Genomic DNA, 25,754 nt, shown 5'->3' on the forward strand with positions numbered 1-25,754 from the left:
ACCTCCCATTCCCACTCAGACCTGCTGCCATGAGCCCTCGCCTGCGCCATCTGACCACCCTGGAACATCTGCCCCGCGAGACGATCGAGCGCCTGCTCGACCGTGCCGAGGCACTGCGCGATGCCTGCGCGCATGGCACCCGCAAGCTCGATGTGCTGGCCGGGCGCACGGTGCTTAACCTGTTCTTCGAGCCCTCCACCCGCACGCGTACTTCGTTCGAACTGGCGGCGCGCCGGCTTGGCGCGGATGTGATCAATTTCGACATCGGCTTCTCCTCGACCAGCAAGGGCGAGGAACTGTTCGACACCTTGCACACGCTGGAAGCCATGCATCTGGACGCGATCATCGTGCGTCACAAGCATTCGGGCACACCGGATGAACTGGTGCGCCACGCGATGAGCGGCGTGTCGGTGATCAATGCCGGCGACGGCAACCGGGCCCATCCCACCCAGGGCCTGCTCGACGCGTTGACGATCCGCCAGCATCGGCCGGACTTCGACAACCTCACCGTCGTGATCTGCGGCGACATCCGGCATTCGCGCGTGGCCCGTTCGGACATCCACGCATTCAGCACCCTGGGCATCAAGCAGATCCGCCTGTGCGGGCCGACCCCGCTGATGCCGACGGCAGAGGAATTCCCACACTGCCGGCACTACGACGATTTTGACGCGGCCATCGACGGTGCCGATGCGGTGATCATGCTGCGCCTGCAGAAAGAGCGCATGGCCTCGATCGACCTGCCGGACGAAGCCGCCTATTTCGCCCACTACGGCCTGGATCAGCGTCGCCTGGCACGGGCCGCGAAAGGATGTCTGGTGATGCATCCCGGCCCGATCAACCGTGGCATCGAGATCGCCCCGGACGTGGCCGACGGCGCCCAGTCGCGCATCCTGGAACAGGTCGGCAACGGCGTGTTCGTGCGCATGGCGGTATTGAACGAAGTACTCGCCCGTTGAGCCGAAGGCCAAGGTCGAGCCGGGCACGCCGGTGCTGACCGGAAATCCGTACATCGCCAAACCGCGCCGGTCAGCAGGTTGCCGCGCCGCAGCAACCTGCAAACCGGCATAATAGCGACGCCGTATTCATCACCCATGGGGATCATCATGCGATCGACAAAGCGCTTTATCGCGCTGGGCTTTGCTGGCGTCATGCTGGCGGCCTGCGGGCACAAGGACAAGGACGCACCACTGGCTTTCGTGCCAGCGGATACGCCGTATGTGGTGGCCAATCTGGAGGCCCTGGACGACGACACCCGCACGGCCCTGCTCGCCCAGGCCGACGCACAGCTGCCCTCGCAACTGGCCCAGATGAATGCCGCGGCTGACCGCCTGGCGCCGAAGGATCCCGATGGCGCACGCCTGCTGCATGCCCTGAGCGCGGAGTTCAACGGCAAGACCGTCGAGGGTTTCGCGCAAAGCGCCGGCGTGAACATCAAAGGTCTCTCGGCCTTCTACGGGCTCGGCCTGGCACCGGTCGGACGCTTCGAACTGAGCGATCCGAAGGCTTTCGACGGCTTCATCGGCCGATTGGAAACCGCCTACGGCAAGAAGCTGGAGGTCGCCAGCATCGGTGCACAGAGCTACCGCAAATACGTCTTCGCCGCCTCGGGTACCGAAGTGATCCTGGCCACGGTCGGCAAGCAGGCCGTGGCTGCGCTGCTGCCGGCCGACGTGTCGCCAACCATGTTGCGCGAAGCCCTGGGGCTGGACCGGCCACAGAAGAGCCTGCAGGACGATGGCCGCCTGAGCACATTGGCCAAGGCCAAGGGCTACCAGAAGTGGATGGTCGGCAACCTGGACCTGACCCGCGCCCTGCCGCTGGCCATCGGTGGCAAGGACCCGCTGCTCGCCGCCATCCTCAAGGCGCGAGCCGAGGCCGTATTCGCCAAGACCGGTGAACCGGTGGCCAACCAGCTGCAGACTTCGCCGAGCTGCTTGACCGATGCCGCACGGATCGCCGCGCGCGTACCAGCCGTGAATTTCGGCTACACCCGGCTCGACACGAAGCATCAGGACATGCGCCTGGACGTGACGCTGGCCGACGACATCAGCAAGGCCTTTGCCGGTCTCAAGGTGGGCCTGCCTGGCCTCGGCAGCGTGGGAACCGCGCCGTTTGACCTGAGCATGGCGCTGCCGGTCGCGCAGTTGCGCACGTTCTGGTCCGACCAGGCCGATGCGGTGGTCGCCAAGCCGTTCACCTGCCCAGCCCTGATCGATCTCAACGACAGTTTCGCCAAGCTCGGCCCGGCGATGCAGAAGGCCGCCATCCCGCCCTTTGGCGACATGCTCGGCCTGCGCATTGCGCTGGACACCCTGGTTCCCGGCAAGGATTCCGGCATGCCCACCTTCAGCGGGCGCATCGTGCTCGGCAGCAACAACCCCGCCGGCCTGCTCGCCACGGGCCAGATGATGGTGCCCGCGCTGGCCCAGCTGAAACCCGGCAACGACGGCAAGCCGCTGCCGTTACCCAAGGACATGACCAGCATGCTGGGTCAGCCCGCCTGGCTGGCGATGAGCGACAAGGCACTCGCCCTGGGCATCGGAACCGGCGAAGACGCCAAGCTCGCCGATACACTGAAAGATCCCGCCGGCGATGCCGGCCGCATGACCCGCATGCATCTCAGCGGCGCGATGTATCTGAACTGGCTGCAGCTGCTGGAGCAAAAGGTCGACAGCCTGGCCGCGGCCACGGCGGCACTCAACAAGAGCGACGAGCCGCCGATCGACGGCGACAGCTCCGACGAAGCGGCGCAGGCTGCCGCCAACGCAGCACGTTCGAAGGCCCAGTTCGAAGCCATGAAAGCCCAGGCCGAACGGGTCGACAGCATCGATGCCGAGATGCATGTCGACGACAGCGGCCTGGTGATCACCAGCCAGACGGCCTTGAAGTAACCATCGGCTGCAGTCGACTCAGGAACCCGGAGCGCCACAGCGCTCCGGGTTTTTCATGCGCGGGCGGGACGCATCCGAAACCACGCAGGGCGCAGGCCCGTCCTCAGCGATTCAGCAGATTGTTTCCGCCGAAGTTCTGCGCGTCGCGCGTCTCTTCCAGCTCCACGCCTTCCAGTCCCTGCGACAAGGTGTGCGCATCGCCACCCTGCGCCAGCTTGATGCGCAGACGCACCTCGTTCGAGCTGTCGGCGTAGCGCAGCGCATCCTCGTAACTGATCTCGCCGGCGTGATACAGCTCGACCAGGCTCTGGTCGAACGTCTTCATGCCGAGCAGGGTGGAATCCTTCATCAATTCCTTCAGCTTGTGGATCTCGCCCTGGCGGATGTAGTCCTGTGCCAGCGGCGTACCCAGCAGCACTTCCACGGCCACGCGACGTGCCTTGCCGTCGGGCGTGGGAATCAGCATCTGCGCCACGATGCCTTTCAGGTTCAACGACAGGTCCATCAGCAGTTGCTGGCGACGGTCCTCCGGGAAGAAGTGCAGGATGCGATCCATCGCCTGGTTCGCGTTGTTCGCGTGCAGCGTGCACAACACCAGGTGGCCGGTTTCGGCGAAGGCGATCGCGTGATCCATGCCCTCGCGCGTGCGCACCTCGCCGATCATGATCACGTCCGGCGCCTGGCGCAGCGTGTTCTTCAGCGCGTTGTCCCAGCTGTCGGTATCGATGCCGACTTCGCGCTGGGTGATGATGCAGCCCTCGTGCTTGTGCACGTACTCGATCGGGTCCTCGATGGTGATGATGTGACCGGTCGAGTTGAGGTTGCGATAGCCCACCATCGCCGCCAGCGAGGTCGATTTGCCCGAACCGGTGGCGCCGACGAAAACGATGATGCCGCGCTTGGTCATCGCCAGCTGCTTGATCACCGGCGGCAGGTTCAGCTCCTCCGGCGTCGGAATCTTCGACTCGATCCGGCGCAGCACCATGCCGACGCAGTTGCGCTGGTAGAAGCACGACACACGGAAACGGCCGACACCCTGCGCGGAAATCGCGAACTGGCACTCGTGGGTCTTCTCGAATTCCTCGCGCTGGCCCGGCGTCATCACGTTGAGCACCATGTCGCGCGACTGCTGCACGCTGAGCGGGCTCTGGGTGATCGGCACGATGCGGCCCTGCACCTTCATCGACGGCGCCACGCCCGCCGTAATGAACAGGTCGGAAGCCTTCTTGTGCACCATCAGCTTCAGGAACGAGGTGAAATCAAAATCGCTCATCGCGGGTCTCCTCCGGAGACAGGAAACGGAGTACAGGGGCGGAGAGCAGATGCAGGGGCGACAATCGCCTCGCCGCCCGCTCCCCGCGTCCCGGTTTTACTTGAAGCCTTCCTTGTTCTTGGCATAGCTGGAGGCCTGCTGACGCGTCACCAGGCCGCGCTTTACCAGATCCTGCAGGCACTGATCCAGCGTCTGCATGCCGAATTGCTGGCCGGTCTGGATCGACGAATACATCTGCGCCACCTTGTCCTCGCGGATCAGGTTGCGGATCGCCGGGATGCCGACCATGATCTCGTGCGCCGCGATGCGGCCGCCGCCGACCTTCTTCAGCAACGACTGCGAAATCACCGCGCGCAGCGACTCGGACAGCATCGAACGCACCATCGGTTTTTCGCCGGCGGGGAACACGTCGATGATGCGGTCGATCGTCTTCGCCGCCGAGCTGGTATGCACGGTGGCGAACACCAAGTGGCCGGTTTCCGCCGCGGTCAGCGCCAGACGGATGGTTTCCAGATCGCGCAACTCGCCGACCAGGATGTAATCCGGATCCTCGCGCAGCGCCGAACGCAGCGCCTCGTTGAAGCCGTGCGTGTCGCGGTGCACTTCGCGCTGGTTGACCAGGCACTTCTGCGAGGTATGCACAAACTCGATCGGATCCTCGATCGTGAGCATGTGGCCGTATTCGTTCTTGTTGATGTGGTCGACCATCGCCGCGAGCGTAGTCGACTTGCCCGAGCCGGTCGGACCGGTCACCAGGATCAGGCCCTGCGGCTGCTCGATCAGTTCCTTGAAGATGCGCGGGCAGCCCAGGTCCTCCAGCGTCAGCACTTCGGACGGAATGGTGCGGAACACCGCGCCGGCGCCACGGTTCTGGGTGAACGCATTGACGCGGAAACGCGCCAGCCCGGGAATCTCGAACGAGAAGTCGGTCTCTAGGAATTCCTCGTAATCGCGCCGCTGCTTGTCCGACATGATGTCGTACACCAGCGAATGCACCTGCTTGTGCTCAAGCGCGGGAATGTTGATGCGGCGAACGTCGCCGTCAACGCGAATCATCGGCGGCAGCCCGGCGGACAGGTGCAAGTCCGAGGCCTTGTTCTTCACCGAGAAGGCAAGCAGTTCGGCAATGTCCATCTGTCGTTCCCCTCAACCGATCGTCTGGATGGCATGAATTGGATGCCGCAGCGGGAACCGGATGGGATCCACAGGCATGGTGCACCGCAGCGCATGGCGCAGCCACCACTCGAGCCACCCTGTCGAACCACCGATTCCCCTTGCAGCCGCGTCGATACTACTCGCGCAACCGCCTGTGCGGCCAGTCTTTCCCATCGCCGACGCACAAACTGTCGACCTGGTTCGCAACCTGGCCATCAAAGCCATCGTCCAGCCGTCGTCCGGACCCGCTACCGCTTGTATCGGTGCCCCGCCATACCCATGAACCAGCTTGCAACCGCGCCGGCTCCGGTAAGGTAGCGGCCTGGATGATCGAGGAACCCTTGCATGACCCAACTTGCCTTCATCGGCGGCGGCAACATGGCGCGCAGCCTGATCGGCGGCCTGCTGAAAACCGGCGTGGCCGCGTCGACCATCCGCGTCGCCGAACCGCTGGCCGAGGCCCGACATGCGCTCGGCCGCGAATTCGGGGTCGCCTGCTACGCCGAAAACCGCCTTGCCGCCGCCCAGGCCGAGGTGATCGTGCTGGCGGTCAAGCCGCAGATCATGCCGGCGATCCATGTCGAGCTGCGCGACACCTTGCAACGCAACCGCCCGCTGCTGATCTCGATCGCCGCCGGCGTGCGGCTGGACCAGCTGGAACGCTGGTTCGGCAGCGGCCTGCCGATCGTGCGCTGCATGCCGAATACCCCGGCACTGATCGGTGCCGGCGCCACCGGCCTGTGCGCCAACAACCGGGTCAGCCCATCGCAGAAGGCACAGGCGCAACACATCCTCGACACCGCCGGCATCACCCGCTGGATCGACGATGAGGCGCTGATGGACACCGTCACCGCGCTGTCCGGCTCCGGCCCCGCTTACTTCTTCGCCCTGGTCGAAGCACTGGAGGCCGCCGCCGTCGCGCAAGGCCTGCCGCGCGACACCGCCCGCGCGCTGGCCACGCAGACTTGCCTCGGTGCCGGCCGCATGCTGGTCGAGGGCGGCGAGGATCCTGCCGTGCTGCGCCAACGCGTCACCTCGCCCAACGGCACCACCCAGGCCGCGCTGGAAAGCTTCGGCACGGATGGCCTGCCGCGCATCGTCGCCCGCGCCGTCGCTGCCGCTACCCGTCGCGGCGAGGAACTGGCCGCCCAACTGGACACTCTCTCTTGAGCTACCTGCTGAACGCCCTTTCCATGCTGATCGAACTGGCCTTCGAGGCCGTGGTCACGCTGTTGCTGCTGCGCGTGGCGGCTGAAGCCTGCCGCGCGGATTTCAACAACCCACTGAGCCAGTTCATCTATCGCTATACCAACCCGGTGCTGGCCCCGATCCGGCGCGTGCTGCCGAACTGGCGCCGGGTCAATCTGGCGGCCCTGCTGCTGGCATGGCTGGCGATGCTGCTGAAGCGCCTGCTGCTGTTTGCGATGCTCGGCATCGTGCCGCATCCCGCGGGACTGCTATTGATGGCCCTGGCCGAACTGCTCGATTTTGCGCTGCTGTTCTACATCGTGCTGCTGTTCGGCTGGTCGCTGCTCAGCATGTTTGCCGTGGATCGGCGGCAACCGCTGCTGCGCCTGGCCGGCACGATCATCGAGCCGCTGCTGCGTCCGCTGCACGGCAAACTGATTGCCGGGCAAATCGACTTCGCGCCGATGGCGGTGATGATCGTGCTGCTGTTGGCGCGCCTGCTGATTGCCGCGCCACTGCTCGATCTGGGCGCCCGGTTGGCCATGCTCGGCTGAGCGATGATCGATGGCCGCCACCGTAGCGGCTTTACCAGGCGTTGATGGCTTGAAACGAAGGGCGCTCGATCCCTTGCTGCGACCCAACGCTCTTCGCCCTGAGGCCACGCTCAAGCCACCATCAGCAACGCTGGCCGCTCAGCGCAACGTCCATTCGGCGATGATCCGGTGGATCGCATCCAGCCCGTCGAACAACGCCGCCGGCCCCGGCTGCAAGATGATCGGCGACTTGATCTCGTAGAGGTCGCCGTTGCGCACCGCGGGAATGGTTTCCCAACCCGGCCGCGCCGCGACTTTTTCCGGCCGGAAGCGCTTGCCGCACCACGAGCCGAGGATGATGTCCGGCGCACGCCGCACCACTTCGTCGCCGTTTGGCAGGATGCGCTGCTTCGCCAGCGGCTCGCGGGCGAGTTCGGGAAAACAGTCGTCGCCGCCGGCGATGCCGACGATCTCCGCGACCCAGCGGATGCCGGTGATGATCGGCTCGTCCCACTCCTCGAAATACACCTTCGGCCGTCGCGGCAATTGCGCAACGGCGGCACGAACCTCGGCGATGTGCTCCTCGGCACGCTGCGCATAGGCCTCGGCCTTTCCGTGCGCACCGACCATCGCGCCGAGCCGCCGAATGTAGGCAAGGATGCCGTCGACGCTGCGATGGTTGCTGATCCACACCTCGACGCCGGCCTTGATCAGCTCGCGCGCGATGTCGGCCTGGATGTCGGAGAAGCCGATCGCCAGGTCCGGTTCGAGCTTCAGGATCTCGCCGATCTTGGCGCTGATGAACGCCGAGACCTTCGGCTTCTCCTTGCGCGCCCGCGCCGGCCGCACCGTGAACCCGGAGATGCCGACGATGCGGTCCTGTTCGCCCAGCGCGTACAGCACCTCGGTCGGCTCCTCGGTGAGGCAGACGATGCGCTGCGGATAGTGGTCTGGCACGACTCGACCGGTCACGCGCTCAATGCCCCAGCACGGTCACCGTGACCTTGCGCTGATGCGGATCGATGCGATGCTCCCACAGATAGATGCCTTGCCAGGTACCGAGCAGCAGCTTGCCGCCATGCACCGGCACGGTGAGGCTGACGCCGGTGAGGATCGAGCGCACGTGCGCGGACATGTCGTCCGGACCCTCCGCGTCGTGCCGGAAGATCGCATCGCCGTCGGGCACCGCGCGGGCGAACCAGCGTTCCAGGTCCTCGCGCACCGCCGGATCGGCGTTCTCGCCCAGCAGCAGCGAACAGCTGGTATGTGCCGTGAAAATGTTCGCGATGCCGGTGTGCACGCGACTGGCAGTTATCGCATTGCCAACCTGCGCGGTGATTTCGCTGAAGCCGCGGCCGCGCGTGTGCACGACGAAACCGTCCTGCGCGACATGCTCCGCGGGCAGCGGACGGGTCATGGGTACAACAGCCGGCTGGTCCAGGTCTGGCCGTGGCGGCTCCAGCGCACCCGCTCGTGCCAGCGGAATTGGGCGCCGTACCAGAACTCCAGCGTGTCCGGCTCCACCACGTAGCCACCCCAGTGCGGCGGCCGGGTTACTTCGCGCCCATCGAATTCGTGTTCGTAACGCGCCAGCCGCTGTTCGAACGTCTCGCGGTCCGGCAGCGTCTGCGACTGCAGCGAGGCCCAGGCTCCGATCTGGCTGCCACGCGCACGGCTGGCGAAATAGGCATCCGACTCTTCGTCCTGCAGTTTGCGGGCGGCGCCTTCGACACGCACCTGCACGCCTTCGCGCAGCTGTTTCCAGTGGATGCACAGGGCCACCTGGGGGTGCGCCTCCAACTGGCTGCCCTTGTCGCTCTGATAATTGGTATAGAAGCGAAAACCGCGCTCGTCGACACCCTTGAGCAGCACGATGCGCGAGGCGACCCGGCCGGAACTGTCGACCGTGGCCAGGTTCATTGCCGTCGGCTCAGGCTCGCCGCTGGCCTTGGCCTCGTCCAGCAGTCGCCTAAAGGTATCCAGGATCTCGAGGGTGAGCATGGCGTCTTTAACTTTCCTTTTGCATCGTGGCCGACACGCGCCATCATGGCGCGGATGAACATGACCGATCATAGTGCAACGCCCTGCCCTACCTGTATCGCCTTGGCGCATGGACCGATGGCAGGACGCCCTGTCGCGGCATATTCTTGCGACGACGTGGACAGAGCCGTCTGCCGGATATCCCGCCGGCATGGCATGGCAGCTACCGATCCATCTTCATGCAGGGCGGTACGGCGTTGATGATGTCTTTAGCCAGCCAGCAGAACGAAGCCCTCGCCGGCCACCTGCTTGACCAATACGCGGGGCGCATCGCCCGTTCGCGGCGGCCGTACATCCTCGGGTTGTCCGGCCTGCAAGGCAGCGGCAAGAGCACGCTGGCGCAGGTGATGAAGGCGCAAGCCGAGGCGCGTGGCTGGCCGACGGAAGTGTTGTCGCTGGACGATTTCTATTATTCCCGCAGCGACCGCGAAACGCTGGCGCACCAGGTTCATCCCCTGCTGCGCACACGCGGCGTGCCGGGCACGCACGAGATCGAGCTGCTGCTGTCGGTGCTGGCCGCGCTGCCGCACGCCTCGGACAAACTGCCGGTAACGCACCCGCGTTTCGACAAGGGCCGCGATACGCGCATTCCGCCGTCGCGCTGGCCGCGCGTCACGCGGCCACCGAAACTGGTGATCGTGGAAGGCTGGGCACTGGGCATAAAGCCGCAGTTGCAGGGCGCACTGGACACTCCCGTCAACGAACTGGAACGCATCGAAGACGCCGACGGCAGCTGGCGGCACTGGGTCAACAAGCAGCTGCGCGGCTACCAGCCGCTCTGGCGCAAATTCGATGCGCTGATCGTGCTGCAGGCACCGGGCTGGGAAATCGTGCGCCGCTGGCGCAGCGAGCAGGAACAGAGCCTGCTGGCGCGCCATGCGCCGCTGGCGATGGACGCCGAGGCACTGGCGCGCTTTCTGGCGCACTTCGAACGACTGAGCCGGCACGCACTCGCGACCTTGCCCGCGCAGGCTGACAGCTGCGTGGAATACGACGAGGAACGGCATGTGACCGGGCTCGGTCACGCCTGAGCCGCGCCAGGCTCGACGCCTGACCGGACCCAGGCGCGCCGGACCATCATCCGCTACGCCAAAGCCTCCACCTGCACCGCAGTGCCATATGCCAGCACTTCGGTGACACCCTCGGCGACGTCGTTGGCGTCGTAGCGCATTGCCACCACTGCATTCGCGCCCATCGCCGCGGCGTGCTGCAGCATCAACTCGAATGCTTCCTCGCGCGCCTTCTCGCACAACTCGGTGTAGATCGAGATGTTGCCACCGACCAGGGTCTGCAGGGCCGCACCGAGATTGCCGATCACGCTGCGCGAACGCACCGTGATCCCACGCACGACGCCGAGCGAACGCACGATGCGGCAACCGACGATCTCGTTGCCGGTGCTGACCTGATGATGCGGAACAGTGTTGGCCATGCGGGTTCTCCGTGAATTGAGGAAGGGTCAGGCATCAAGCAGTGCCGCATAACCGTCGCGCGCGTCCGGCCATTGCGGCACAAAGCCACTGGCACGCAATCGCGCATTGCCGAGCCGTTTGCTGCCGACGCCGGCCGGCGCCGGCCCATCGCCGACTGGCGGCACACCGATCAAGCCAGACAAGTGGTCGTACAGCACATCGAGCGGCAGCGGCGTGTCATCCACCCCAAGATACAGCGGCAGTGGACCGGCCAGCTGCAGCAGGTGCACGATGGCTGCGGCGGCATCGTCGACATGGATGCGGTTGGCCCAATGCGGTTGTGCACGCGGCACCTTGGCCTGACCGGCCCGCAGGCGTTCGATCAACTGCAATCGGCCCGGGCCGTACAAGCCGGCCAGCCGCAGCACGATCGCAGGCACCGATTGCGTGGCGAGCCACTGCTCGGCCTCCAGCAACACGCTGCCGTTGAATCCGGGCGGTGCCGGCGGCGTGCCTTCATCGACCCAGCCGCCCGCGTGTTCGCCATACACCGCGCTGGAGGAAACCAGCAGCACGCGCTGCAAGTGCGCGTGATCGAGTGCATCGAGCAGGTGCCGCAAGCCATCCACGAACGTGCGGCGATAGGCCGTCGCATCGCGCCGGTCCGGCGTCGGCAGGTAGACCACCCGGGCGATGCCGGCGGGCAGTTCACACAGGGTTTCCGGCCGGGTCAGGTCGCCGCGCAGCCAGTGGATGCCGCTGCCTGCCGACACTGGCGGCGAGCGCCGCAAGGCCCACACCTCCTCGCCACGCGCCCGCAGGCGCTGCGCGACACGCAGGCCCAGGTCGCCGCAGCCAGCCAGCAAGATCCGCTCGTTCGCCACCGCGTCTTTCACCACAGCCGTCGAATCCGCCCTGTTAGCATCTGCGCATGAATCCGTCGCACAACCTTTTCATCATCGGCCCGACCGGCGCCGGCAAGACGTCGATCGGGCGGCGACTCGCCGCGCATTATGGCCTGCCGTTCGTCGATCTCGACCAGGAAATCGAACGCCACTGCGGCGTGAACGTCAACACCATCTTCGAGATCGAGGGCGAGGCCGGCTTCCGCCAGCGTGAAAGCGCGCTGCTCGACGAATGCAGCCGGCGCCACGGCGTGCTGCTCGCCACCGGCGCCGGCATCGTGCTGGCCGAACACAATCGCCAGCTTCTGCGCGAACGCGGCTATGTGGCGTGGCTGCAGACCAGCATCGAGCAGCAGCTGGAGCGGCTGGAACGCGACCATCACCGCCCGCTGCTGGCCGTGCCAAACCGGCATGAACGACTGCAGGCAATGGCGCAAGTACGCGAGCCGCTGTATCGCGACCTCGCCGATCTGGCCATCCCCGGCGAACACGGCAGCGTCGCCGCCGCCACTGACCGCTGCATCGCGCTGATCGATCATCATTGGCAGCGTCCACTCCATCCATGGCAGCAGCAGAGCGCATGAACCACCCGGCACTCCAGACCATCACCGTCGCCCTCGGCCAGCGCAGCTATCCGGTATGGATCGGCGCCGGCCTGCTTACTGACCACACTCGCTGGCGCGCCATGCTGCGCGGCCGGCATGCGCTGGTGATCAGCAATACCACGGTGGCGCCGCTGTATCTCGATCGCATCGCCCAGGGGCTGGAAGGCCTGCACTGGTCGTCGTTCCTGCTCGACGACGGCGAGGCGCACAAGAGCTTCGCCAATGTCGGGCGCGCGCTGGAAGCGCTCGGCCAGCTCGGCGCCACCCGCGATGCCTGCGTGATCGCACTGGGCGGCGGCGTGGTCGGCGATCTGGCCGGCTTCAGCGCCGCGTGCTGGATGCGCGGCATCGACTTCATCCAGATGCCGACCACCCTGCTGGCGATGGTCGATTCCTCGGTCGGCGGCAAGACCGGCGTCAACCTGCCGGTCGGCAAGAACCTCGCCGGCGCGTTCCACCAGCCGCGCGCGGTGATCGCCGACATCGACACGCTGGCCACCCTGCCCGTACGCGAATACCGCGCCGGACTTGCCGAAGTGATCAAGGGCGCGGCGATCGGCGACGAACCGTTCTTCGCCTGGCTGGAACAGCATGCCGGCGCGCTGGCGGCACGCGATCCCGCCACCGTGCTGGAGGCGATCGCGCGCAAGGTGCGCTACAAGGCCGGCGTGGTCGCCCGCGACGAAACCGAGCAGGGCGAACGCGCCCTGCTCAACCTCGGCCATACCTTCGGCCACGCGCTGGAAACCGCCGGCCACTACACCACCCTGCTGCACGGCGAAGGCGTGGCGATCGGCATGCTGCTGGCCGCGCAGCTGTCCGAGCGCCTTGGCATGAGCACCGCCGCCGATACCGCGCGGCTACGGCAGCTGCTGGAAAAACTCCGCCTGCCCACGGCAATCCCGCCCGGCATGGAAGCGCCGCAACTGCTCGCGCTGATGCGGCTGGACAAGAAGAACACCGCCGGCGTATTGCGGCTGATCCTGTGGCGCGGCATTGGCCACGCGGAGATCGTCGCGGGCGTCGCCGAAGCCGATGTACTGGCCGTGTTGCAGACTGCCATACCGGCATAACCGATCAGCTGCGTCACCGGCGCGCTCGCTACCCGGCCGCCAGCCTTCTAGAATGCTCACGTTTGCGGCGTGCCGCACAGTCCATCCGGAACCCATGCGCCTCTATCTGCAAACCGTGCCCGGTAGCGCCGACGCACCCCGCTACGTCCAGATCACGCTGGAGCAGGATCTGCTCGGCGGCTGGACGCTGTATCGCGAATCCGGCACCCAGGGCGGCCGCGCGACCATGAAGCGCGAGCAGTTCCTGGAGCGCGACGAGGCGGTCAGCGCGTTCGAGAAAGCACGTGACGCCCAGCTCAAGCGTGGCTTCCGCCTGATGTTTGCCCAGGGGCTGGAAGGCCCGTACGGACGTTGATTGAAATGAATGATGTGTTGAAGAACGACCGCTTCCTGCGCGCACTGCGCCGCGAACCCACCGACACCACCCCGATCTGGGTGATGCGCCAGGCCGGCCGCTACCTGCCCGAGTACCGCGCCACCCGCGAGCGCGCCGGCAGTTTCATGGGCCTGGCGCAGAACCCCGAGTTCGCCTGCGAAGTCACCCTGCAACCGCTGGAACGCTTCGAGCTCGATGCCGCGATCCTGTTCTCCGACATCCTCACCATCCCCGACGCGATGGGCCTGGGCCTGTCGTTCGCGCAGGGCGAAGGCCCGCAGTTCGCGCGCCCGGTACGTACGGCGGTCGATATCGCGAAACTCGCCGTGCCCGACATGGACGGCGAACTGCGTTACGTGATGGATGCCGTGCGACTGATCCGTCAGGAGCTTCGCGGCCGCGTGCCGCTGATCGGCTTCTCCGGCAGCCCGTGGACGCTGGCCTGCTACATGGTCGAGGGCCACGGCTCGAAGGATTTCGCCACGCTGAAGGCGATGTGCTGGAACGAACCGAAACTTGCCCACCAGTTGCTGGACACGCTGGCACAGGCCGTTGCGGCCTACCTGATCGCCCAGGCCGCCGCCGGCGCGCAGGCGCTGATGATCTTCGACACCTGGGGTGGCCTGCTCGGCCCCGCGCCGTTCCGCGAATTCTCGCTACGCTATATGGCGCAAATCGTCGCCGCCCTGAAGGCCGACCCGCACGCCGGCGAACTCCCAGTGATCCTGTTCTCCAAAGGCGCCGGCCAGCACCTCGCCGACATGGCTGACACCGGCTGCACCGCGCTCGGCGTCGACTGGACCATGGATCTGGCCGACGCACGCCGCGCCGTCGCCGGCAAGGTCGCCCTGCAAGGCAACCTCGACCCCGCGATCCTGCGCGCCAGCCCCGAGGTGATCCGCCGCGAAGCCCGCGCCGTGCTCGACAGCTACGGCAACCATCCCGGCCACGTGTTCAACCTCGGCCACGGCATCACGCCGGAAGTCGATCCGGAGCATGTGAAGGTGCTGGTGGACGAAGTGCACGCGTATGGGCGCACGCTGCGCGACTGCTAAGAGGTTGCCGACTTTCGCCGTTTTATTTACCAAAGAACAGTCAAGGACAGGGTTATGGGTTTATTTGGAGCAGTAACTGCCAGCTATAACAGGGCACAAGCTTCGGAGGCTCATGTTGGGAACGAAGCGCTACATATCTCCTGCACGGTTGCCCTCGGTAGCCTCATGGACGAATTGAACCGCAACGCCCACGCGTATCCGTTCCACCATGTCGATGGCAAGCTCCTCGAACGGGCAGCAGCCGGGCTTTCAAAGGAACTGGCCGCGTTGGAGGGCGAATTCAATTCTGAAATGCATCACCCCGAGGGGTAGGGCCGGCACAGGTGCGGTAGCCTGCGCAGCTTCACCGCCAAGTGGAACTGCACATGAGCTAGGCACACTTGAGCCAAGATGAACGCTATCAACGGCTTTCGCCGGAATGACGAACGAAAGGCGCTCGGCGGTGTGTTCGTTCCCTCCGTTACGCCGCAACAGCCTGCAACCGCACACCCAGTGCATTGAGCACCTTCAACACAGTGTCGTAGCGTGGCTTGGCGCCCGTGGAAAGTGCCTTGTACAGGCTTTCGCGGCCAAGGCCCGTGTCTCGCGCCAGCTGAGCCATGCCGCGAGCGCGGGCGACGTCCTTGATGGCGGTGAGGAACAGATCGGGATCGGGATATTCCAGCGCTGCGGTCAGGTACTCGGCGACGGCCTCATCACTGTCGAGATAGTCAGCGGCATCAAAAGGTTTGACGCCCAGTGCCTTCAGCGCTGCAGGGTTGGCTTTGACGGTTTTCATGGAGCTACTCCTTCAGTGCGCGAGCCATATCCAGCGCTTGCTTGATGTCGTGTCGCTGGCTGGTTTTGCTGCCGCCAGCCAGCAACAGGTAGACCACGCTGCCGATTCGCATGTAATACACACGATATCCGGGGCCGACGTGTATCCGCATTTCGGAAACGCCTTCGCCTACTGGCTTGGTATCGCCGAAGTGGCCCAGTTCCGCCGCGCGAATGCGCTGCGCAATGCGCGCCTTGCCGATGCCGTCCTTGAGCGCCGAAAGCCAGGTATCGAACGCTGCCGTGCGATGGAATGTGTTCACCGAAGCATTGTATCCTTTTGGATACGAGCGTCAATGCATCCAAAAGCATCGCCACGCAAGAGACAAGGTGACTCGGGCGCCGCAGGCGCACGAAAGCTCTTCGCCACTCAACCAAACGGTCAGAGCATCGCGACTGAAGTCGCTCCCACATTGGGCTGAGACGGCGGCCGACATTGGCATCCCGCAAGTCCCGAACTCTCACCCCGACCCTCTCCCGGAGGGAGAGGGAGCAAAACTTGCAGCGGCCCATTTTTGGCAGCCCAGCCCCCTCCCCGTACAATGGCCCGCTTATCCCTATGACAAAGCGCGCGCCTTGCGCGCGCCACCGAGCCCAATCCCGATGGAAAAGAGTTTCGAACCCGCCCAGATCGAGTCGACGTGGTATGCCCGCTGGGAAGCCAGCGGCGCGTTCAAGCCATCGGGCAAGGGCGACCCGTACTGCATCCTGCTGCCGCCGCCGAATGTCACCGGCACGTTGCACATGGGGCATGCGTTCCAGCAGACGGTGATGGACATGCTGGTGCGCTACCAGCGCATGCGCGGCATGAACACGCTGTGGCAGGTCGGTACGGACCATGCGGGCATCGCCACGCAGAAGATCGTGGAGAACCAGCTGGCGCTCGAGGACAGGACGCGGCATGACCTGGGCCGCGATGCCTTCGTCGAGCGCGTGTGGAAGTGGAAGGAGGAGTCCGGCTCCACCATCACCAACCAGATGCGCCGCATCGGCGCCGCCGCGGACTGGTCGCGCGAGCGTTTCACGATGGACGAGGGTCTCTCGGCCGCGGTGCGCAAGGTGTTCGTCGACTGGTATCGCGCGGGGCTGATCTACCGCGGCAACCGGCTGGTGAACTGGGACCCGGTACTGGGCACCGCCGTGTCCGATCTGGAAGTGAACAATGTCGAGCGCGACGGCCACATGTGGTCGATCCGCTACCCGGTCGTGGGCAGCGACGAGAGCGTGGTCGTGGCCACCACCCGCCCGGAGACGATGCTGGGCGACGTCGCCGTGGCCGTGCATCCGGAGGACGAGCGTTATGCGCATCTGGTCGGCAAGACACTGAAGCTGCCGCTGGCGGATCGCGAGATTCCGGTGATCGCGGACGACTACGTCGACAAGGATTTCGGCACCGGTTGCGTGAAGATCACCCCGGCGCACGATTTCAACGACTACGCGATCGGCCAGCGCCACAAGCTGGCGCCGATCACCATCTTCACGCTGGCCGCCAAGGTCAACGACAACGCACCGGAAAAGTATCGCGGGCTGGATCGCTACGACGCGCGCAAGCGCGTGCTGGCCGATCTCGAAGCCGCCGGCCTGCTGGTCGAAACCAAGCCGCACAAGCTGCAGGTGCCGGTGAGCGACCGCTCGGACGCGGTGATCGAGCCGATGCTGACCGACCAGTGGTTCGTCGACCTCACCTCCGACACGCTCGCCGATGGACGTCCGGGCGGTCGCCAGGCGATCACCCTGCCGGCGCTGGACGCGGTGCGTTCGGGCGAGATCAAGTTCGTGCCGGAAAACTGGGCGACCACCTACACGCAGTGGCTGGACAACATCCAGGACTGGTGCATCAGCCGCCAGCTGTGGTGGGGCCATCGCATCCCGGCGTGGTACGACGAGGCCGGCAACATCTTCGTGGGCGAGGACGAGGCAGACGCACGCAAGTCCGCCACCGTCGCGCCGGTCGGCGCGCTGCGCCAGGACGACGACGTACTCGACACCTGGTTCAGCTCGGCGCTGTGGCCGTTCTCCACGCTGGGCTGGCCGGCCAATGGCCCGGTGAAGAACGAGCGCGGCGAAGTCGTGGCGAACTGGGAGCAGGACAAGCTCTTCCTGCCCAGCGCGGTGCTGGTCACCGGCTTCGACATCATCTTCTTCTGGGTCGCACGCATGGTGATGGCGACCAAGTACTTCACCGGCCAGGTGCCGTTCCGCGAGGTCTACATCAACGCGATCGTGCGCGATGCGGAAGGCCAGAAGATGTCCAAGTCCAAGGGCAACACGCTGGACCCGCTGGACCTGATCGACGGCATCGAGCTGGAGCCGCTGGTGGCGAAATCCACCAAATCCCTGCTGATCCCGCAGGTGCGCGAGAAGGTCGAGAAGCGTGTCCGCAAGGACTACCCCAACGGCATCCCGGCAATCGGCACCGATGCGCTGCGCTTCACCTTCGCCGCGCTGGCCAGCTACAGCCGCACGATCAACTTCGACATCAAGCGCGCCGAAGGCTACAAGGCGTTCTGCAACAAGCTGTGGAATGCCGCGCGGTTTGTGCTGATGAACCTGCCCGAGGGCGAGATCGCTGCGCCGGCAGGGGCGCCAGTGACCGAGGCGGAACGCTGGATCCTTACCCGCCTGAAGCAGACTCTCGGCGAAGTCGAACAGCACTTCGTCACCTACCGCTTCGATCTGCTGGCGCAGTCGCTCTATGAGTTCGTCTGGAACGAGTATTGCGACTGGTTCCTGGAGCTGTCCAAGCCGGCCTTGAATGGCGACGGCGCGAACGCCGCGGCATCCACCCGCCACACCCTGCTGGTGGTGCTGGAAAGTGTGCTGCGCGCCCTGCATCCGATCATTCCGTTCATCACCGAGGAAATCTGGCAGTCGGTGGCACCGAAGCTCAAGCTCACCGACGACAGCTTGATGCAGCGGCCGTGGCCCCGCGCCGACGAGATCGCTGCGGATGATGCCGCCACGGCCGAAATCGAATGGTTCAAGAGCGTGCTCAACGGCATCCGCAAGATCCGCTCGGAAATGAACATCTCGCCGGCCAAGACGATCCCGCTGCTGCTCGCCGACGGCGACGCCGGTGATCGTGCCCGCGTGGCGAAATTCGCCACCCAGATCGCCTTCCTCGCCCGCACCGAGGCGCCACAATGGATCGAAAGCGGAGCCGACGAACCCGCGGCGGCGGCGGCGGTGGTCGGTACATTGCGCGTGATGATCCCGCTGGCCGGACTGATCGACCTTGACGCCGAAAAGACGCGTCTGGCCAAGGAAATCAGCCGCATCGAGATCGAGATCAAGAAATGCGAAGGCAAACTCGGCAACGCCAACTTCGTCGCCAATGCACCCGCCGAGGTCGTCACCCAGGAGCATCAGCGCATCACCGACTGGAACACTACGCTGACCGCGTTGCGAGAGCAGGCGCAGAAGCTGGGGTGACGTTCGGTATCTCGTGGGTTTGCTGGCCCTGTACGCTCCGCCCTGCCGTCGGAAGGGGAAGATCAAGGGCGTCCTTGGCTATTTCTCGATATGGCCTTCGGCCATATCGAGCGCCATCACGATCGCATCCTCGCGTCCGTCGCGCGCCGGGTAATAGCGCGGCCGGCGCCCGATCTCGCTGAACCCTGCCGACTCGTACAGCGTCTTGGCCAGCGGGTTCGACGGGCGCACTTCGAGGAACAGCCGTTCGGCGCCATTCCACCGCGCGATATCCAGCAGCCGGCCAAGCAGGTGCCGACCCAGTCCCTTGCCACGATAGTCCGGCGCGATGCAGATATTCAGCAGATGCGCCTCGCCCGCACCCATCGACAGGATGCCGTAACCGGCAACCATCGCGTCCACGCACAATACCCAGCACGGATGCCCGGCTTTCAGGCAGTCGTTGAAGATGCCGTGCGACCACGGGAATTCGTAGGAGGCCACCTCCATCGCACTGACTGTGGACAGGTCCTTGGCGCGCATGGCGCGCACCTGGATAACCGGTTTGACGACCGCGACCATCGCGATTAGCCGCCTGCCGTGGCCAGCACGCGGCGCAAGCTGCGCAACGCGCTCCACAGCCGCCGCTTGGCCGCCGCACTGGTCAGCACCTGGGCAGGCTCATCGGCCAGCACGATCTGCGCGCGGTGCATCACCGCTGCCGGCAAGCTGCGACCCAGCGCATGCGCCTGCGCCTCACCGAAGACCAGATAGGCACGTGCCTCCGGCACGTCGACCAGTTGTCCGCTGTCCACGCTCACCCGCGCGGCACGTGCCAGGGTCGCCCCGCATGCGCTCAATGCACGCCCCAGCAGATCGAGCTCGCGCGTGCTGCAGGTCTCCGGAAGCACCACCACGCAGAGGCTGCCGGCAGCCGCTTCGGCGGCTGTGTTTGCCGGCTCGGCTGGCGCGACGTGACCGGCCGGCACCGCGGATGCTGTGCGACGCACCCATGGCACCACACCCAAGGCCCGCAAGACGCGGGCGCGCTGATTGGCACTCATCGGCTGGCGCAGCGGAAGATTCATGCCACGTTGCGCCTTGAACGGCGATGCGTGGCCAGTCCCCAGATCGTCCACACCGGACCGGACAGCAGGTAGATCGTGAAGCCGACGAACAGTACGCGGGCGGTATCCAGCACCAGCAGGGCCAGCAACAACACGGCGCCAACCATCCAGGCGAAGGGCACACGCTGACTGTCGCCCATCGGCAGCGATTTGAAGCTGAAGTAGCGAAACCGGCTGACCATCAGCAGGCCCACGACCATCGCCATCACCGGTGTCACGAAGCACAGCTCGTCGCCGGAAAAACCCGACTTTTCCGCGCTCCACACGAACGACATGCACACGGCAGCGGCAGCCGGGCTGGCCAGCCCCTGGAAATAGCGCTTGTCGGCCACGCCGACCTGGGTATTGAAGCGCGCCAGCCGCAGCGCCGCGCAGGCCGCATAGATGAAGGCGGCAGCCCAGCCCAGCTTGCCCCACAGCGAACCGAAATCGCGCAGCGACGACAACGACCAGTTGTACATCACCAGCGCCGGCGCCAGCCCGAAACTGACCAGGTCGGACAAGGAGTCGTACTGCACGCCGAATTCGCTCTGGGTACCGGTCATCCGTGCCACCCGGCCGTCCATGCCATCCAGCACCGCGGCGATGAACACCGCCACCGCAGCCTCGGTGAAACGTCCGTCGATGCTGGCGATGATCGCGTAGAAACCTGCGAACATCGCACCCGTGGTGAACAGGTTCGGCAACAGGTAAATACCCCGGTGGCGCGGCGGGCGTACGGGCGTGGGCTCGCTCATGAATCAAGACCGTGACAGGATGCGCGCAGTGTAAACCATCGGCTGCTTGAGTCCGGACAGCCGGAGTGATAACAAGAGCATCTGCAGTCCAACCGCCCGCACCCCCATATTTCATGGAGAACACCATGCATCGTTCACTGATCGCCGTGGCACTGCTGCTACTGGCTCCGCTGGCCACTGCCCAGGTCTATAAATGGACGGATGCCAGCGGCACGGTGCATTACTCGCAGGACGCCCCGCCCCAGGGGACGAAATACAAGCAGGTGACCACCACCGGCACGGTGGATCCGGTGGCACCAGCCACCAAGGAGAACCGCGAGGTGAATACCGAATCGGGTTCCACGCCGGCCCAGCCGGTCGCCGACACCCCGGAAAACCGCGCCAAGCTGTGCACGTCGCTGAAATCCAATCTCACGGCACTGCAAGGCAGCGGTCCGGTGGTGATGCAGCAGGACGGCAAGCCTACTGCGCTCGATGACGCCCAACGCAAACAGCAGGCCAGCACGGCGCAGTCGCAATACAGCCAGTATTGCCAGAGCAACTGACCGCTCGTCGACGGTGCCGGCGGCCCATCGCCTGCCGGCACCCACGTTGACCAGCGACAGTGGTGGCGGGCCGCTACAATAGGCGTCTTTAACCACGCCGGAACAAACCGCATGCGCCTCAGCCAATTCCACCTGGCCACCGTCAAGGAAGTCCCTGCCGACGCTGAAATCACCAGCCATCGGCTGATGCTGCGCGCCGGCATGATCCGCAAGCTCGCCTCCGGCCTGTACACCTGGTCGCCGTTGGGCTTGCGCGTGCTGCGCAAGGTGGAGGCGATCGTGCGCGAGGAAATGGACCGTGCCGGCGCGATCGAAATGCTGATGCCAACGATCCAGCCCAGGGAGCTGTGGGAGGAAAGCGGCCGCTGGGCGAAGTTCGGCCCCCAGCTGCTGAAGATCAAGGATCGCAAGGAGCAGGAGTTCTGCTACGCCCCCACCGCCGAGGAAGTGGTCACCGATTACGCACGCAACGAGCTGAAAAGCTACAAGCAGCTGCCGGTCAATTTCTACCAGATCCAGACCAAGTTCCGCGACGAGATCCGCCCGCGTTTCGGCGTGATGCGCGCGCGCGAATTCCTGATGAAGGACGCCTATTCCTTTCACCTGACCCAGGAATCACTGGCTGAAACCTATGCGGCGATGTATCAGGCCTATACGCGCATCTTCAGCCGGCTCGGCTTGACGTTCCGCGCCGTGCAGGCCGATACCGGTGCGATTGGCGGCAATGCCAGCCATGAATTCCAGGTGCTGGCCGATTCCGGCGAGGACGCCATCGCCTTTTCCGACGGTTCCGAATACGCCGCGAACCTGGAGAAGGCCGAGGCACTCGCGCCGACCGCCAAGCGCGCTGCCCCGAGCGCCGCACTGCAGCGGGTCGACACGCCGAACCAGAAAACCATCGACGAGGTCAGCGCCTTCCTCAAGGTGTCGCCGCAGCAATGCGTGAAGACCCTGCTGGTGCGCGGCCGAGACGGCCTGGTCGCGCTGTGCCTGCGCGGCGACCACGAGATCAATGAAGTGAAGGCCGGCAAGCTGGCCGAACTGCCGGACGAATCGGTACTGGCGAGCGAAGAGGAAATCCTCGCCGCCACCGGCACGCGGCCCGGCTTCATCGGTCCGGCCGGGCTGCCCGATTCGATCCCGGTCATCGTCGACCGCGATGCCGCGGTGCTGGCCGACTTCGTCTGTGGCGGCCAGGCCGATGGCAGCCACTACACCGGCGCGAACTGGGATCGCGATGCACGGATCACCCGCATTGCCGACCTGCGCAACGTGGTCGAGGGCGACCTGTCGCCGGATGGCAAGGGCACGCTGCACATCGCCCGCGGCATCGAGGTCGGCCATGTATTCCAGCTCGGCCAGAAATACGCCGAGGCGCTCAAGGCCACCGTGGTGGACGACCAGGGTCGGTTGCAGCTGATGACCATGGGCTGCTACGGCATCGGCATCAGCCGCATTGTCGCGGCCGCGATCGAGCAGCGCCATGACGAGGCCGGCATCGTCTGGCCCGAAGCGATGGCGCCATGGCGAGTGGCGGTATGCGTGATCAACCAGCGCAACGTACCGGAGGTCAGCGCCGCGGCCGAGGCGCTGTACCAGCAGCTCAGCCAGCTGGGCATCGAAACCGTGCTGGACGACCGTGGCCTGCGCCCGGGCGGCATGTTTGCCGATATGGAACTGATCGGCATTCCGCATCGCGTAGTCGTCAGCGAGCGTGGCGTGGCTGCCGGCACGCTGGAATACCGCGCACGCAACGAAAGCGAAAGTCGCTCGGTCAGTCAGGATGAGTTATTCAGCCTGCTCGCTTAACGATGGCCTGAATTAAGTCTGTGCGCGTCAGTCATCCGGCCCACTCTTAAAGGATGATCTGAATAAGTCCTTGCCTGTCATTCCAGCGAACCCCGAACAGGGGGCAAGAGCTGGAAACCAGCGTCTTCAGCGACCTGCAACGGCCCTGGATCCCAGCTCTTGCCCCCGTTCGGGGTTCGCCGGGATGACGAATTATTCAGACCATCCTTAACAGTTTTCACATTCCGGATATCCCAGAAAACGGCCGCTGCGTGCGGCCGTTTTCGTATTCGGCAATCGCCCTCGGCGCCATTACATGCACCGCTTATTAAAATCATCGGCGCACGATTATTTGGTGCTTAATGTGACAACCGCTTCACGACGCGCTCACTCGCTTTACAAATATTCCGAAAATCAGCGAGAATCGGGATTGCAACACGAAGTCCGGCACCATTCCCCAATAATAGCCGGGCCAGAATCAGACCATTCCATTCAATTACCGACACTCACCCGGGAGTCAGTCATGGCCGTCGACATCAAGAATCTCAATCACAATCAGCTCAACGACCTGATCAGCAAGGCGCAGGTGCGCCAGAATGAACTGCGTAAGGAAAAAGTCGTCAAGCTGCGCGAAAAAGTGCATGCGCTGATCAAGGCCGAAGGTTATGCCTTCGAGGACATATTCGGCAGCACGCGCGGCAAGGCCAAGCGCACCACCGGCACGGTCGCGCCGAAATACCGCAACCCGGCCAACCCGGCCCAGACCTGGTCCGGCCGCGGCAAGCGCCCGCACTGGTTCAGCGATGCGCTGAAGGCCGGCAAGAAGGAAAAGGATCTGGCGATCTGATCGCCACTCCGAATTAAGATCACTGCATCGGTAAACCCGCATGTGATCCACATGAAAACGCCGGCTTGAAAACCGGCGTTTTCATTTTCTTCGCCATGCGCAGCGCAGGTTCCGCACCCGCTCCCCAACCCTTTCTCCCGCAAGGGACTTGCCACGGTCGCCAAAGGGAGTGGGGCAAAGCGTGCCGAGCGGTTTCGTTGCTTTCGGGACCATCGCATCCGGAAGCTTGCGGACTCCGGCTCGACCGATTTTCAGAGGGAGCGACGCGGCGACACCAGCAAATCGCCGAACATCAGTCCCGCCACCAGCGACACCAGCAAGGTCAGCAACAGCAGGCCGGTATCCATGCCCAGCGTGGTATTGCGATCGAGCAGAAAGGACATGCTGCGGAAACCGACGCTGCCCGGCACCAGCAACAGAATGCCTGGCTCACGCACCACCGCCCCCGGACGGTGCGCATATCGCGCATAGATGTTGGCCAACGCGCTCAACAGCAACCCGCCAAGGAACACGCCGAACGGTGCCGCGGGCAGCGAGCCGGAAATTTCGCCACCCCAGCGCGTGGCCAGGTAACCGACGATCACCGCGACGATCACTACCGGCCAGTCGCGTCGCGCCGCACGGAACAGGATGGCGAAGGCGATCGCCGCCACCAGCAGGGCCGGGTAATCGGTCCACGTAGGCAACGGCGGCAGCGCGAAATCACGCGCCTGGATGCCCAGCGCCGCGCACAACTGGGTGGCGGCGATCGTGCCGAAAGTGAGCTTGAGCAGGGTCGACATGGCGCCACCCATGCGGGCCATGCCGGAGACCAGGTGCTGGCTGGAAATCTCGCGAACCGCGGTGGTCAGCGACATGCCGGGGATCAGGATGATCAGGCTGGCCAGTACCACCGACTTGATCGCCAGCGGCACCACGAAGGCGCTCACCACGATCGTCATGGCGGTGGCCACCAGCGCGCAGATCGCATCGCTGGCCACCGCCAGCCGCGGCCGGCTGCCCGCCAGCACGGAGATCCCGCCGATGATCACGCCGATCGCCCCGGCGACCAGCACATCGACCCACGCGCTGTGCAGGAACAGCGCGGCGATGCTGGCGCCGGACAGGCCATAGCTGGCGATCAGCCCGGCCTTGTCACGCCGCGTATCCGGCAAGCCCAGCGCGCGCAACCGGTGGAAGCCCTCGCGCAGATCCAGCTCGCCGGCAATCGCGCGGTCGGCGATCTCGTCGGCCTGGCACAGCCGGGCCAGATTCACCTCGCCCGGCGCCAGCCGCATCACCTGGGTGGTCTGCGCCACGCCCTCCTCGCCCTGGGCCAGGTCGGCGAACGAGATGATCAGCGCGGTAGGGCTGGACCATACATCCGCGGCCAGCCCCAGGCGCTGTGCCGCGCCGGCCACCGCCATCTCCAGTCGAGGCGCCGAGGTGCCGTACTGGTGCAGCCGGCGGGCCAGCTCCAGCAGGAAGGCGATGCGCGTGTTCAGCGCCGTGGTGGCGAACTGCTGCCGGCTGATGACGCTGTCCGCGCTCATGCTGCCGGGCGCACCTTCAACGTGGTGCCTTCGACAGCCACCACTTCCACCGTGCTGCCCAGCGGCAGGTCTGGTCCGCTGACCAGCCATTGGCCATCGCCCACGCCAGCCTTGCCGCGGCCGTTGACGATCGGCTCGACCAGTTCATAGCGCTGGCCGATCATCTGCTCGGCGCGCCGGTTGAGCCGTTCGCTGCCCGGTTCGCTGCGCTCCAGCCGCGGTCGCAGCAAGCGCGCATAGGCCATGCATGAGGCAAACGCCAAGACGGCGAACAGCACCGCCTGCGCCAGCAGGCCAAGCGTCGGCATCAGCCACAGCAACGCTCCCATCGCCGCCGCGGCCAGGCCGATCCACAGCATGAAATAACCCGGCACCAGCAGCTCGCCGGCAATCAGCAGCAACGCAAGGATCCACCACAGGTAATGCGCGGAAAGCTCCCACATGGCGG

The 25,754-nt window shown here is 65.3% G+C and carries 28 protein-coding genes; 14 read left to right on the plus strand and 14 right to left on the minus strand.

Going from position 1 to position 25,754, the window contains the following annotated elements; translation table 11 throughout:
- Positions 1 to 29 precede the first annotated feature (29 nt).
- Together B0E46_RS00995 and B0E46_RS01000 are read left to right on the plus strand one after the other, a co-directional pair.
- A complete protein-coding gene (locus B0E46_RS00995) occupies positions 30 to 956 on the plus strand; it encodes an aspartate carbamoyltransferase catalytic subunit (RefSeq protein WP_077553842.1) in 927 nt (308 codons plus the stop codon).
- 147 nt (positions 957 to 1,103) lie between these two features.
- A complete protein-coding gene (locus B0E46_RS01000; RefSeq protein WP_077554146.1) occupies positions 1,104 to 2,891 on the plus strand; it encodes a hypothetical protein in 1,788 nt (595 codons plus the stop codon).
- A gap of 103 nt (positions 2,892 to 2,994) precedes the next feature.
- On the opposite strand, the gene B0E46_RS01005 is transcribed toward B0E46_RS01000, so the two are convergent.
- Entirely contained in the window at positions 2,995 to 4,164 is a 1,170-nt protein-coding gene (locus tag B0E46_RS01005; RefSeq protein WP_077553843.1) for a PilT/PilU family type 4a pilus ATPase, read from the minus strand.
- A 96-nt stretch (positions 4,165 to 4,260) separates the two neighbouring features.
- Entirely contained in the window at positions 4,261 to 5,298 is a 1,038-nt protein-coding gene (locus tag B0E46_RS01010) for a type IV pilus twitching motility protein PilT (protein WP_077553844.1), read from the minus strand.
- A 366-nt stretch (positions 5,299 to 5,664) separates the two neighbouring features.
- Between B0E46_RS01010 and proC the strand changes: the two genes are divergently transcribed.
- Together proC and B0E46_RS01020 are read left to right on the plus strand one after the other, a co-directional pair.
- A complete protein-coding gene (gene proC / locus B0E46_RS01015; protein WP_077553845.1) occupies positions 5,665 to 6,489 on the plus strand; it encodes a pyrroline-5-carboxylate reductase in 825 nt (274 codons plus the stop codon).
- Positions 6,486 to 7,061 carry a YggT family protein gene (locus B0E46_RS01020; RefSeq protein ID WP_077553846.1) on the plus strand — a complete coding sequence of 192 codons (576 nt, stop codon included), beginning with the start codon at positions 6,486 to 6,488 and terminating at the stop codon, positions 7,059 to 7,061. Before proC ends, B0E46_RS01020 begins: the two co-directional genes overlap by 4 nt.
- Positions 7,062 to 7,199: 138 nt before the next feature.
- On the opposite strand, the gene B0E46_RS01025 is transcribed toward B0E46_RS01020, so the two are convergent.
- The 3 genes from B0E46_RS01025 to pdxH are packed head-to-tail and all read right to left on the minus strand — an operon-like array spanning position 7,200 to position 9,041.
- Positions 7,200 to 7,997 (minus strand): cobalamin-binding protein, encoded by a 798-nt coding sequence (locus B0E46_RS01025; protein ID WP_168171105.1) that lies wholly within the window; start codon positions 7,995 to 7,997, stop codon positions 7,200 to 7,202.
- A 19-nt stretch (positions 7,998 to 8,016) separates the two neighbouring features.
- Complete coding sequence (locus B0E46_RS01030; protein ID WP_077553848.1) at positions 8,017 to 8,457, minus strand: secondary thiamine-phosphate synthase enzyme YjbQ; 441 nt, start codon at positions 8,455 to 8,457, stop codon at positions 8,017 to 8,019.
- The gene (pdxH, locus tag B0E46_RS01035; protein ID WP_254424995.1) at positions 8,454 to 9,041 is read right to left on the minus strand and encodes a pyridoxamine 5'-phosphate oxidase; all 588 of its coding nucleotides are present in this window, start codon (positions 9,039 to 9,041) and stop codon (positions 8,454 to 8,456) included. The genes B0E46_RS01030 and pdxH overlap by 4 nt, the downstream gene beginning before the upstream one ends.
- A 239-nt stretch (positions 9,042 to 9,280) precedes the next feature.
- On the opposite strand from pdxH, the gene B0E46_RS01040 reads away from it, so the two are divergent.
- Positions 9,281 to 10,111, plus strand: coding sequence for a kinase (locus B0E46_RS01040; RefSeq protein ID WP_077554147.1), 831 nt, complete (start codon positions 9,281 to 9,283; stop codon positions 10,109 to 10,111).
- Positions 10,112 to 10,164: 53 nt separating this feature from the next.
- On the opposite strand, the gene B0E46_RS01045 is transcribed toward B0E46_RS01040, so the two are convergent.
- Both B0E46_RS01045 and B0E46_RS01050 read right to left on the minus strand, forming a co-directional pair.
- Positions 10,165 to 10,509 carry a YbjQ family protein gene (locus B0E46_RS01045; RefSeq protein WP_077553850.1) on the minus strand — a complete coding sequence of 115 codons (345 nt, stop codon included), beginning with the start codon at positions 10,507 to 10,509 and terminating at the stop codon, positions 10,165 to 10,167.
- Positions 10,510 to 10,536: 27 nt separating this feature from the next.
- Positions 10,537 to 11,385: an SDR family oxidoreductase gene (locus B0E46_RS01050; protein WP_254424996.1), complete on the minus strand. Its 849-nt coding sequence runs from the start codon at positions 11,383 to 11,385 to the stop codon at positions 10,537 to 10,539.
- Between the two features lie 35 nt (positions 11,386 to 11,420).
- On the opposite strand from B0E46_RS01050, the gene B0E46_RS01055 reads away from it, so the two are divergent.
- From B0E46_RS01055 to B0E46_RS17600, 5 genes are all read left to right on the plus strand, one after another.
- Positions 11,421 to 11,978, plus strand: coding sequence for a shikimate kinase (locus B0E46_RS01055; protein ID WP_077553851.1), 558 nt, complete (start codon positions 11,421 to 11,423; stop codon positions 11,976 to 11,978).
- Positions 11,975 to 13,072 (plus strand): 3-dehydroquinate synthase, encoded by a 1,098-nt coding sequence (aroB, locus tag B0E46_RS01060; protein ID WP_077553852.1) that lies wholly within the window; start codon positions 11,975 to 11,977, stop codon positions 13,070 to 13,072. Before B0E46_RS01055 ends, aroB begins: the two co-directional genes overlap by 4 nt.
- Positions 13,073 to 13,166: 94 nt before the next feature.
- Positions 13,167 to 13,427: a WGR domain-containing protein gene (locus tag B0E46_RS01065; RefSeq protein WP_077553853.1), complete on the plus strand. Its 261-nt coding sequence runs from the start codon at positions 13,167 to 13,169 to the stop codon at positions 13,425 to 13,427.
- 5 nt (positions 13,428 to 13,432) lie between these two features.
- On the plus strand, positions 13,433 to 14,503 hold the full coding sequence (gene hemE, locus B0E46_RS01070; protein ID WP_077553854.1) for a uroporphyrinogen decarboxylase: 1,071 nt from the start codon (positions 13,433 to 13,435) through the stop codon (positions 14,501 to 14,503).
- A gap of 165 nt (positions 14,504 to 14,668) precedes the next feature.
- A complete protein-coding gene (locus B0E46_RS17600; RefSeq protein WP_168171106.1) occupies positions 14,669 to 14,815 on the plus strand; it encodes a hypothetical protein in 147 nt (48 codons plus the stop codon).
- Between the two features lie 148 nt (positions 14,816 to 14,963).
- Here B0E46_RS17600 and B0E46_RS01075 read toward each other — a convergent pair whose 3' ends face one another.
- Positions 14,964 to 15,281, minus strand: a complete 318-nt coding sequence (locus B0E46_RS01075) for an addiction module antidote protein (RefSeq protein WP_077553855.1) — start codon at positions 15,279 to 15,281, stop codon at positions 14,964 to 14,966.
- 4 nt (positions 15,282 to 15,285) lie between these two features.
- Positions 15,286 to 15,582, minus strand: a complete 297-nt coding sequence (locus tag B0E46_RS01080; protein WP_077553856.1) for a type II toxin-antitoxin system RelE/ParE family toxin — start codon at positions 15,580 to 15,582, stop codon at positions 15,286 to 15,288.
- 340 nt (positions 15,583 to 15,922) lie between these two features.
- On the opposite strand from B0E46_RS01080, the gene B0E46_RS01085 reads away from it, so the two are divergent.
- The gene (locus B0E46_RS01085; RefSeq protein ID WP_077553857.1) at positions 15,923 to 18,751 is read left to right on the plus strand and encodes a valine--tRNA ligase; all 2,829 of its coding nucleotides are present in this window, start codon (positions 15,923 to 15,925) and stop codon (positions 18,749 to 18,751) included.
- Between the two features lie 78 nt (positions 18,752 to 18,829).
- Here the strand turns inward: B0E46_RS01085 and rimI are convergent, their stop codons facing one another.
- The 3 genes from rimI to B0E46_RS01100 are packed head-to-tail and all read right to left on the minus strand — an operon-like array spanning position 18,830 to position 20,594.
- On the minus strand, positions 18,830 to 19,312 hold the full coding sequence (rimI, locus tag B0E46_RS01090; protein WP_077553858.1) for a ribosomal protein S18-alanine N-acetyltransferase: 483 nt from the start codon (positions 19,310 to 19,312) through the stop codon (positions 18,830 to 18,832).
- Between the two features lie 5 nt (positions 19,313 to 19,317).
- Positions 19,318 to 19,818, minus strand: a complete 501-nt coding sequence (locus tag B0E46_RS01095; protein WP_077553859.1) for a hypothetical protein — start codon at positions 19,816 to 19,818, stop codon at positions 19,318 to 19,320.
- Positions 19,815 to 20,594 (minus strand): phosphatidylcholine/phosphatidylserine synthase, encoded by a 780-nt coding sequence (locus B0E46_RS01100; protein WP_077553860.1) that lies wholly within the window; start codon positions 20,592 to 20,594, stop codon positions 19,815 to 19,817. The genes B0E46_RS01095 and B0E46_RS01100 overlap by 4 nt, the downstream gene beginning before the upstream one ends.
- A gap of 125 nt (positions 20,595 to 20,719) precedes the next feature.
- Here B0E46_RS01100 and B0E46_RS01105 point away from each other — a divergent pair, with 125 nt between their 5' ends.
- The 3 genes from B0E46_RS01105 to B0E46_RS01115 all read left to right on the plus strand — a co-directional run bounded on the left by B0E46_RS01105 (position 20,720) and on the right by B0E46_RS01115 (position 23,774).
- Positions 20,720 to 21,139 carry a DUF4124 domain-containing protein gene (locus tag B0E46_RS01105; protein WP_168171107.1) on the plus strand — a complete coding sequence of 140 codons (420 nt, stop codon included), beginning with the start codon at positions 20,720 to 20,722 and terminating at the stop codon, positions 21,137 to 21,139.
- Between the two features lie 111 nt (positions 21,140 to 21,250).
- On the plus strand, positions 21,251 to 22,948 hold the full coding sequence (locus tag B0E46_RS01110; protein ID WP_077553862.1) for a proline--tRNA ligase: 1,698 nt from the start codon (positions 21,251 to 21,253) through the stop codon (positions 22,946 to 22,948).
- Between the two features lie 502 nt (positions 22,949 to 23,450).
- Positions 23,451 to 23,774, plus strand: coding sequence for an H-NS histone family protein (locus B0E46_RS01115; protein ID WP_077553863.1), 324 nt, complete (start codon positions 23,451 to 23,453; stop codon positions 23,772 to 23,774).
- A 251-nt stretch (positions 23,775 to 24,025) separates the two neighbouring features.
- Here the strand turns inward: B0E46_RS01115 and B0E46_RS01120 are convergent, their stop codons facing one another.
- Together B0E46_RS01120 and B0E46_RS01125 are read right to left on the minus strand one after the other, a co-directional pair.
- Positions 24,026 to 25,306 carry a threonine/serine exporter family protein gene (locus B0E46_RS01120; RefSeq protein ID WP_077553864.1) on the minus strand — a complete coding sequence of 427 codons (1,281 nt, stop codon included), beginning with the start codon at positions 25,304 to 25,306 and terminating at the stop codon, positions 24,026 to 24,028.
- On the minus strand, positions 25,303 to 25,749 hold the full coding sequence (locus B0E46_RS01125) for an NfeD family protein (protein WP_077554149.1): 447 nt from the start codon (positions 25,747 to 25,749) through the stop codon (positions 25,303 to 25,305). Before B0E46_RS01125 ends, B0E46_RS01120 begins: the two co-directional genes overlap by 4 nt.
- Between the last annotated feature and the right edge of the window lie 5 nt (positions 25,750 to 25,754).

Source organism: Rhodanobacter sp. B04 (assembly GCF_002001125.1).
Lineage (GTDB): Bacteria > Pseudomonadota > Gammaproteobacteria > Xanthomonadales > Rhodanobacteraceae > Rhodanobacter.